Source organism: Vibrio sp. V08_P9A1T1 (assembly GCF_963874405.1).
Lineage (GTDB): Bacteria > Pseudomonadota > Gammaproteobacteria > Enterobacterales > Vibrionaceae > Vibrio > Vibrio anguillarum.
Genome location: NZ_CAWNIB010000056.1, coordinates 1 through 8,225, shown reverse-complemented (window position 1 = coordinate 8,225; position 8,225 = coordinate 1). Strand labels below are relative to the sequence as shown.

At 47.5% G+C, this 8,225-nt stretch carries 6 protein-coding genes; 4 read left to right on the top strand and 2 right to left on the bottom strand.

Going from position 1 to position 8,225, the window contains the following annotated elements; genetic code table 11:
- Positions 1 to 158: 158 nt before the first annotated feature.
- A complete protein-coding gene (locus tag AACT21_RS03260; RefSeq protein WP_176430217.1) occupies positions 159 to 1,070 on the bottom strand; it encodes a M14 family metallopeptidase in 912 nt (303 codons plus the stop codon).
- Positions 1,071 to 1,351: 281 nt separating this feature from the next.
- On the opposite strand from AACT21_RS03260, the gene AACT21_RS03255 reads away from it, so the two are divergent.
- The 3 genes from AACT21_RS03255 to rlmC all read left to right on the top strand — a co-directional run bounded on the left by AACT21_RS03255 (position 1,352) and on the right by rlmC (position 4,963).
- Positions 1,352 to 2,680: an HD-GYP domain-containing protein gene (locus AACT21_RS03255; RefSeq protein WP_094130114.1), complete on the top strand. Its 1,329-nt coding sequence runs from the start codon at positions 1,352 to 1,354 to the stop codon at positions 2,678 to 2,680.
- A 134-nt stretch (positions 2,681 to 2,814) separates the two neighbouring features.
- Complete coding sequence (locus AACT21_RS03250; RefSeq protein ID WP_094164249.1) at positions 2,815 to 3,726, top strand: DUF808 domain-containing protein; 912 nt, start codon at positions 2,815 to 2,817, stop codon at positions 3,724 to 3,726.
- 88 nt (positions 3,727 to 3,814) lie between these two features.
- On the top strand, positions 3,815 to 4,963 hold the full coding sequence (gene rlmC / locus AACT21_RS03245) for a 23S rRNA (uracil(747)-C(5))-methyltransferase RlmC (RefSeq protein WP_176430216.1): 1,149 nt from the start codon (positions 3,815 to 3,817) through the stop codon (positions 4,961 to 4,963).
- 73 nt (positions 4,964 to 5,036) lie between these two features.
- On the opposite strand, the gene pyrC is transcribed toward rlmC, so the two are convergent.
- Positions 5,037 to 6,065, bottom strand: a complete 1,029-nt coding sequence (gene pyrC, locus AACT21_RS03240) for a dihydroorotase (protein ID WP_094164247.1) — start codon at positions 6,063 to 6,065, stop codon at positions 5,037 to 5,039.
- 208 nt (positions 6,066 to 6,273) lie between these two features.
- On the opposite strand from pyrC, the gene AACT21_RS03235 reads away from it, so the two are divergent.
- Positions 6,274 to 8,091 (top strand): hybrid-cluster NAD(P)-dependent oxidoreductase, encoded by a 1,818-nt coding sequence (locus AACT21_RS03235; protein WP_094164246.1) that lies wholly within the window; start codon positions 6,274 to 6,276, stop codon positions 8,089 to 8,091.
- The last annotated feature ends 134 nt before the right edge of the window (positions 8,092 to 8,225 follow it).

The window sequence follows — 8,225 nt, the reverse complement described above, 5'->3', positions numbered from 1 at the left end:
TAATGAATGTAGACCGTGAACTTGCTGATAAATTACAATTCTTTAATAATGTGATTCACCAAGTTAAGAGTTGATAAAAACAGGCCGTATTTATGCGGCCTGTTTTTTTCGTTATCACTCATGAATCCATGACATAGGGGGTTGGGTGTTTTATCGTTTTAGCGGCACACGTAGTCCAAAGCGCCAACAATGGCGGCGACTTGTGCGTCATTACACTCTTGCGCTGTGACTTTTGGGCTATCTGGGTATACTTCGGTGGTGGTGCCGAAGTAGCAATTTGTGATGCCACCGCATAACCCTAACGCTTTCATTGAGTAATTAATTACTCCCTCTTGAGTGATCGGAGAGCCGATGATCTCGCCTTTACTGTCGGCTGGTGCAATGTGCGTGACTTTGCGTACCGATTCAATAATGGCTGCTTGGAATTCTGGCTGCGGATTTTCCGTATCGCCGACAGTATAAAACCCATCGGGAATCGTATCGGCTTCATATTTAATCCCATCGCGCGCTGCTAGTGCAGGGCGAAACTCGCTTTCATCACTGTCTGTAGTTTCATGCAAATCAATATGCACCAGCACGTCACCTAAGCTTGCGACCCAGCGCATTAAGCTTGCAGACTCTTCGGCTGGGCTATTGGCGTAAAATGAGCGATTAGGGTCAAGCGCTGATGGGTTCCAACGATTGATCGTTTCATAGCCCCAAGGGCTTACGCACGGGGCAACGGCAATGTTGAAATGAGATTGATACTGCTGTGCTTGAGTCGCTAAAAACTGCAACGCGCCGTGTACTCCGCTGGTTTCGTAACCGTGTACGCCACCTGTGATCAACACCGTTGGTTTGTCAGGGTTCCATGAGCGACTTTTTAAGGCAAATAATGGGTAGCGATCTTTGTCTATTGATAGTGCACCGTATTGCTCTATCTCAAAATCCGTTGCCAAAGCGTTAATTTTCGGCACGACTTCTTGCTGATATTCTCGTTTAATCGTCGTTTGTGCGAGCCACGCTTCGCGTTCTGCTGCTTGCCAAGGTGTGCCTGGCGTACCGATAGGATAAGTATAAACAGAGTACATGAGGGTTCCTTTCTGACTAGTTGCCCACAGAGTAAGAGGTGTTAGTGTCAAGAGCAATCAAAAATACCAAGCTGGATTTACCACAGCCCGTTAACAGGGTTCATTACCTCAACCTGTTTTTGGGGCAATGCAGGTTTGTTAGAGCAAGGAAATAGTCCAACTCTGGCCTGATAACTGAGGTAAATCATTGGCTAAACCGAACGGTCACATCTAAACTGCAACCAGACCAATGCAATTGAGTGAGAACACGATTGGAGAATAGTTTCCCCCTTTCTGAACTAATGATTTCGCTAACGACCGCCTTAGACATGACGGAAGGCCAACCACCGGAGCACTGCATTCGTTGTTGCTGGGTTGGTATGCATATTGGCATGCAATTAGAGCTCGATCAGGCTGAGCTGCATGATCTGTTTTTTACCTTGCTATTGAAAGATGCGGGCTGCAGTAGCAACGCTGCGCGAATTTGCGAGTTGTATGCCACTGATGATCTCGCTTTCAAACGGCGTTATAAAACCGTCGGAACCAGTCTATCGAGTGTGATTAACTTTATCGTCAAAAATACCGGTTCAGAGCAGAGCTGGGCAGAACGTATTTTAACTACCATCGACATTTTGAAAAATGGTAATGATTATGCACAAGAGCTTATTCAAACTCGTTGTACTCGTGGGGCTGATGTGGCGCGAGAGTTGCGATTTAGCGAAGTCGTCGCGCAGGGGATCCACTCACTGGATGAACATTGGAATGGTCAAGGGCGTCCTCAACAGCTAAAAGGTGAAGCCATCCCCCTTTTCTCGCGGATTGCGTTATTAGCTCAAGTATTTGATGTTTTTCAAATGGAACATGATTTGGACGAAGCAATACGCGAGGTTACAGAGCGTAGTGGTGTATGGTTTGACCCACAACTGGTTGAGATTATTGAGCAGTTGGTGGATAACCCGCACTTTGTGGCTAGCCTCAAAGCCTCTGATATCAGCCAACGAGTGATGCATTTACCACCGGCACAAGCGCATCAGCCTTTGGATGAAGCGTATTTAGACTGTATCGTCACGGCATTTGGCAAGATTGTTGATGCAAAAAGCCCCTATACCGCAGGGCACAGTGAACGAGTGGCTGTGTATACTGATTTAATCGCACGACAATTAGCCATTTCGGAAACTGATCGATCTTGGTTGAGACGCGCGGCATTACTGCACGACATTGGTAAGTTAGGGGTCAGTAATGCCATTTTAGATAAACCCGGTAAGTTAGACGATATGGAGTGGAAAGCCGTTCAGGCGCATGCCGCGTTTACTGAACAAATCTTGCGGAAATTATCGCCCTTTAAGACGTTGGCACGTATGGCAGGGGCACATCATGAGAAACTCGATGGTACTGGCTATCCGCGTGGTGTAAACGGTGATGAGATCAGCGTGATGACTCGAATCATCACGACGGCCGATATTTTTGATGCTCTCAGCGCGGAACGCCCTTATCGCTCCGCGATGCCAATTGATAAAGCACTTTTGATCATGCAAGAGAATCTACATACTGCCATTGATCCTGACTGCTTCGCCGCGTTACAGAGCGCTCTGGCTCAATTGCCAGCCGAATATACTCAGTCACTGAGCTAGTGTTCTTTACTGCTTTGCTACTTGAAGCGTCAGCACTGTTGGTGGGATTCTTATCGCTGTGTTTCCCTTCATCAGCGCTTGGTGTTACATTTTGTCACGCTTTGAATAATGAAAATGAATAAGAGAGAATTTGCATGGCAGGCGCGAGCTTACTTACCCTTCTTGATGATATTGCAACCGTGCTCGATGATGTGGCGTTGATGTCAAAAATGGCCGCGAAAAAAACGGCAGGCGTATTGGGGGATGATTTGGCGCTCAATGCTCAGCAGGTGTCTGGTGTTGCCGCTGAACGAGAGATCCCAGTGGTATGGGCAGTGGCTAAAGGCTCATTTCGCAACAAATTAATTTTGGTTCCCGCTGCCTTGCTGATGAGCTCATTAGCCCCTTGGCTGATAATGCCGCTCTTGTTAGTCGGTGGACTTTTTCTCTGCTTTGAAGGGGCAGAAAAAATCTTAGAAAAAGTGTTTCATACCAGCCATCACAGCACCGCTGACGCGGATGAGCGTATGCTCACTGACGTATCGATTGATGACTATGAAAAACGTAAAGTCGCTGGGGCGATTCGGACCGATTTTATTTTATCGGCCGAGATCATCGTGATTGCGTTGGGGACAGTGCAAGGCCATAGCATGGTGACACAAATTTTGGTGGTGAGTTTGATTGCAGTGGTCATGACCATCGGCGTTTATGGTTTGGTGGCAGGCATTGTGAAATTGGACGATTTAGGTTTCTACCTAGAGCGCACTTCAGATGGCGCAGGGCTGCGTGCTCGCTTTGGTAAAGGGTTGATCAGTTTCGCACCTAAGCTCATGAAAGCATTAACTGTAGTGGGTACCGCCGCGATGTTTTTAGTGGGCGGTGGCATTGTGGTGCACAACGTCCCTTTTATTCACCACGTGCTTGAACCTGTGATTGCAGCCGTTGCTGAACTCTCTTTATTAGCAGTAGTGATGCCAACCTTGCTTAATGGTTTCGTTGGTTTACTCGCCGGGCTGGCTGTGGTTGCACTGTGGGAGATGGTGAGTAAATTGAAATCGTCCCATTAATTTTTTTTATGGTGAAGATAACCATATTGAATGGTGATTTGCCCGCAGACGAATAGACTAGCGCTTTTCGTTTTTGGCAGTTCCCATTATGCAGTGTGCGTTTTTTGATCAACAGCGGTGCCGTTCTTGTACTCATTGCGCGGTTTCTTATTCAGAGCAGGTGAAGCGCAAAGATTTGGCACTAAAAGCGCTGTTTTCAACGCAGATGCCACAGCAGTGGCTAGAACCTGTCATAAGTGAAGAGACGGGTTTTCGTAACAAAGCGAAAATGGTGGCTCTTGGCGCGGCTCATGCACCGATCTTGGGTGTTGAATCCATGGTTGATGGGCAATCAACGCCCGTGTCGTTAGTGCAATGTGCTCTCTACCCACAAGAGACACAAGCGCTATTAACTTATCTACAAGATTGGATCCGTAGCTCGGGTATTCCTCCCTATAATAAAGCCAAGAAGAAAGGCGAACTCAAATACATATTGCTCACACGCAGCGAATATTCAGGTGAGTTTATGCTGCGTTTCGTACTGAGAAGCCGCGAAGCTTTAGGCCGAGTTGAGCAAAACCTCGCGCGGCTTCAGGCGCAGTTTCCAACCATTCGCGTCGTCTCAGTTAACCTTCAACCCATCCACATGGCGCGCCTAGAAGGTGAAGAAGAGATTTTTTTAACCGAGTGTGAGTATTTGATTGAGCAGTTTAATCAGGTGCCTATGGTTATCCGCCCGAAAAGTTTTTTCCAAACCAACCCGCATGTAGCGAAGCAGTTGTACGCGGCGGCGCGTGATTGGGTGAGAGAGATAAACCCAAGTCATATGTGGGATCTGTTTTGTGGCGTGGGCGGTTTTGCCCTACATTGTGCCAGTCCAACTACGGCAGTCACAGGAATTGAAATTGAACCAGAAGCGATCGCCAGTGCTAAACGCTCTGCCAAGACGATGGGCATTACCAATTTAGACTTTGCTGCGCTGGATTCTGCCCAATTCTCACAAGCTCAATCAACCGCGCCTGAGCTGGTGCTAGTCAACCCTCCGCGTCGTGGTTTAGGGTCTGAATTGGTTGAGCGATTGGTGGCTTTATCACCCAAACACATCATTTACTCAAGCTGTAACCCGCAAACGCTAATCACTGATATGCAAGGTATGGTGGGCTACTTACCTAAAAAACTGCAATGGTTTGATATGTTTCCACATACCGATCATAGCGAAGTGATGGTGCTGTTAGAGCGTCAGCCTAAGCTGAGATAAGCGCTGTGTGGTGCAAAAATGATAATGATAAAGAGAGGGAAGCCGCGGCTTCCCTTTTTGATGCATTAATGAGCTATTTTACTGCCCACGCGACCGTTTCACCGGCGCGGATCGGCACCACAATATCTGAGCCAAATGGCATACTTTCAGCAACTGGCCACTCTTCTTTGACCAAAGTAACGGTGTCGTTATTACGGGGTAGGCCGTAAAAATCAGGGCCATTGTGACTGGCAAACGCTTCAAGGTTGCCAATTTTACCAACTTGCTCAAACACCTCAGCGTATAACTCTAAGGCTGCGTGCGCTGTGTACGATCCAGCGCAGCCGCAAGCGGCTTCTTTTTTGCCTTTGGCATGAGGCGCAGAATCAGTACCCAAGAAAAATTTCTTATTGCCCGATGTCGCTGCCTGAATCAGCGCAAGCTGGTGGGTGTTGCGCTTAAGGATTGGCAAACAGTAAAAATGAGGGCGAATACCACCAGCAAGCATGTGATTGCGGTTATAAAGTAGATGATGCGCCGTGATCGTTGCCGCTACATTCTGGTTCGCATTTTTTACAAACTCGGCAGCATCGGCGGTGGTGATGTGTTCTAACACTATTTTCAGATTTGGGAAATCATTAACAATAGGAGCAAGCACTGTATCGAGGAAGGCTTTTTCTCGGTCAAAAATATCCACATCGTGAGCGGTTACTTCGCCATGAATCAGCAGCAGCATGCCAACGTCTTGCATCGCTTCCAATACAGGGTAAATATTTTGAGCGCAGGTTACGCCAGAATCTGAATTGGTGGTCGCCCCAGCCGGATAAAGTTTGGCTGCCACGACAGCGCCAGAAGCTTTGGCTTTGCGGATCTCATCAGGTGTCGTGTTATCGGTGAGATAAAGCGCCATGAGTGGCTTGAAAGAATCACGTGGTTTTTGCGCCATGATGCGCTGTTGGTACGCTAATGCTAATTCTGTGGTGGTGATCGGCGGGACCGTATTGGGCATGATCAGTGCGCGGCCGTTGTAGCGACTGATGTCTCGTACTGTATCGGCCAACACATCACCATCACGTAAGTGAACATGCCAGTCGTCTGGACGAGTAATTGTTAATGTTTTCATTGGTTGCTCCCACCGGAAAATAAATTGATTGGAGCTTAAACGGGCTTCGCTTTTAATGTGCGCGCAATCGCTTACGTTTAAGCGACAGGATGATAGAGGAAACAGGGGTGAATTTCATCCTTTTATTTTCCATAGGGTTAGCCAGCTTTGGCGATTTCCATTATCATCGCGTTATAAAAATACCTTCAAAAAAGCATAAGGATAGGCCATGTCGTCAGCTCAACTTTCACAAATTAACGTTTACCCAGTCAAATCGATAGGTGGTATCGCGCAGTCCACCGCTTGGGTTGAAAAACAGGGGCTGGCTTTTGATCGGCGCTTTATGATCGCGTTAGCTGATGGTTCAATGGTCACTGCACGTAAGTATCCAAATATGGTTAAGGTGAATTCAATACTGGTTGCGGATGGTTTGATCTTCACGGCGGTGAACCAATCTCCGTTAAAACTGCGTTATGCAGATTTCAAAATGCAACCTTCTCCAGCGCAAGTGTGGGACGATAACTTTACCGCTTACACCACAACCGATGAAGCGGATGATTGGTTTAGCCAAGTGTTAGGCCAGCGTGTTGAGTTGCTGTTTACCGGAGAGCAATCAAACCGAATGCGTGAAAAAGTGGGTCACAATGTCAGTTTTGCTGATGGCTATCCAGTGCTGGTCATCAGCCAAGCTTCACTTGATGAACTCAATCGCCGCAGCCCTGAAGTGCACAGCATGGATCAATTTCGTACCAATCTAGTGGTACGAACCGATGAGCCTTTCGCTGAAGACAGCTGGAAGCGGATCCGAATTGGTGAGGTAGAATTTGAAGCGGTAAAACCTTGCGAACGCTGTATTCTCACTACTGTTGATGTGAATAAAGGGGCTTTTCGTCCAACCAAGGAGCCGCTAAGAACCTTGTCACAATTTCGTGCCAACGAAAGAGGTGGGGTGTTTTTTGGGCAAAATTTAGTCGCAAAAAATGAGGGGATGATTCGAGTTGGCGACAGCGTTGAGGTGCTTGAGTACAAAGAGAAAGAGTTTTATCGAGATTTGGGCATGAGTCACCATGTGATGACCTGTGTTGAGCGTGAAGCGATTGCGCGTGATTTTGTCACGTTCTGGCTAGAGCCGAAAAAGGGTGAAATGCCAAATTATCAACCTGGGCAGCACCTACCAATCGAAGTTGTGATCGATGGCGAGAACGTGGCGCGCCGCTACACTTTGTCATCTAGCCCATCGCGCCCGGGTCGGTTAGCGATTTCAGTCAAACGTATTGATGGCGGTAGAGTTTCTAACTGGTTGCTTGATCACTTGCGGGTAGGAAGTACATTGACCACGCAATCACCGGATGGCTCGTTTCATCTGTCGACTCAGCACCAACAACCGTTGTTACTGTTGTCGGCTGGAAGTGGCGTGACGCCTATGTTATCGATGTTGCGCTATCTTGCCGATAATCAACAAATTCAAGATGTGGTCTTTTATCATCAATGCCGCAGCGTTGAGGATATTCCTTGCCGTGTTGAACTTGAAGCGCTTAAGCAGCGACATCCGGGGTTGAAAGTCTTCATTTCTCTGACTCAAGCTTCAGTAGATTGGTTTGGCCTGAAAGGCCGGCTCTCTTTATCTCACCTTAAGCAAATCCAACATGTGACTGCTCGCCAAGTGTTTGTGTGTGGGCCTGATGGTTTTATGCAGAAAGCAAAAAGCTTATTGTTGAAAAAAGGGCTTGCGGAAGAATCTTACCACCAAGAAGCATTTGGTGTGGTGCACACCGTCGCAGCTGAGCTGAAAACGTTACAACTGAGCGTCAATGGCCATGTATTTGAGGGTAATAACCAAACGACCTTATTAGATCAAGCCGAAGCCGCTGGCATTGCGATTGCCAACAGTTGCCGAGCAGGGTTCTGTGGTGCGTGCAAGGTGACTGTGCAGTCGGGCAAAGTGCATCAACCTGACGTGCCAGCACTGCCTGAGCATGAACGTCATCTTGGTTTCGCTTTAGCGTGTTGTTGTATTCCTGAAACCGATATTGAGGTTGTAAACTAGTTTTCGCCTCACGCTGTTGCACTACAGTGACTTTGTCCAATAAAAATGCCTCTTGGGTCAGTGTTGACCGCAAGAGGCGTGACGTTGCTAGTGATTTTTATTCGAAACCGTTTCAGTCTCTTCAAAGTGACTCT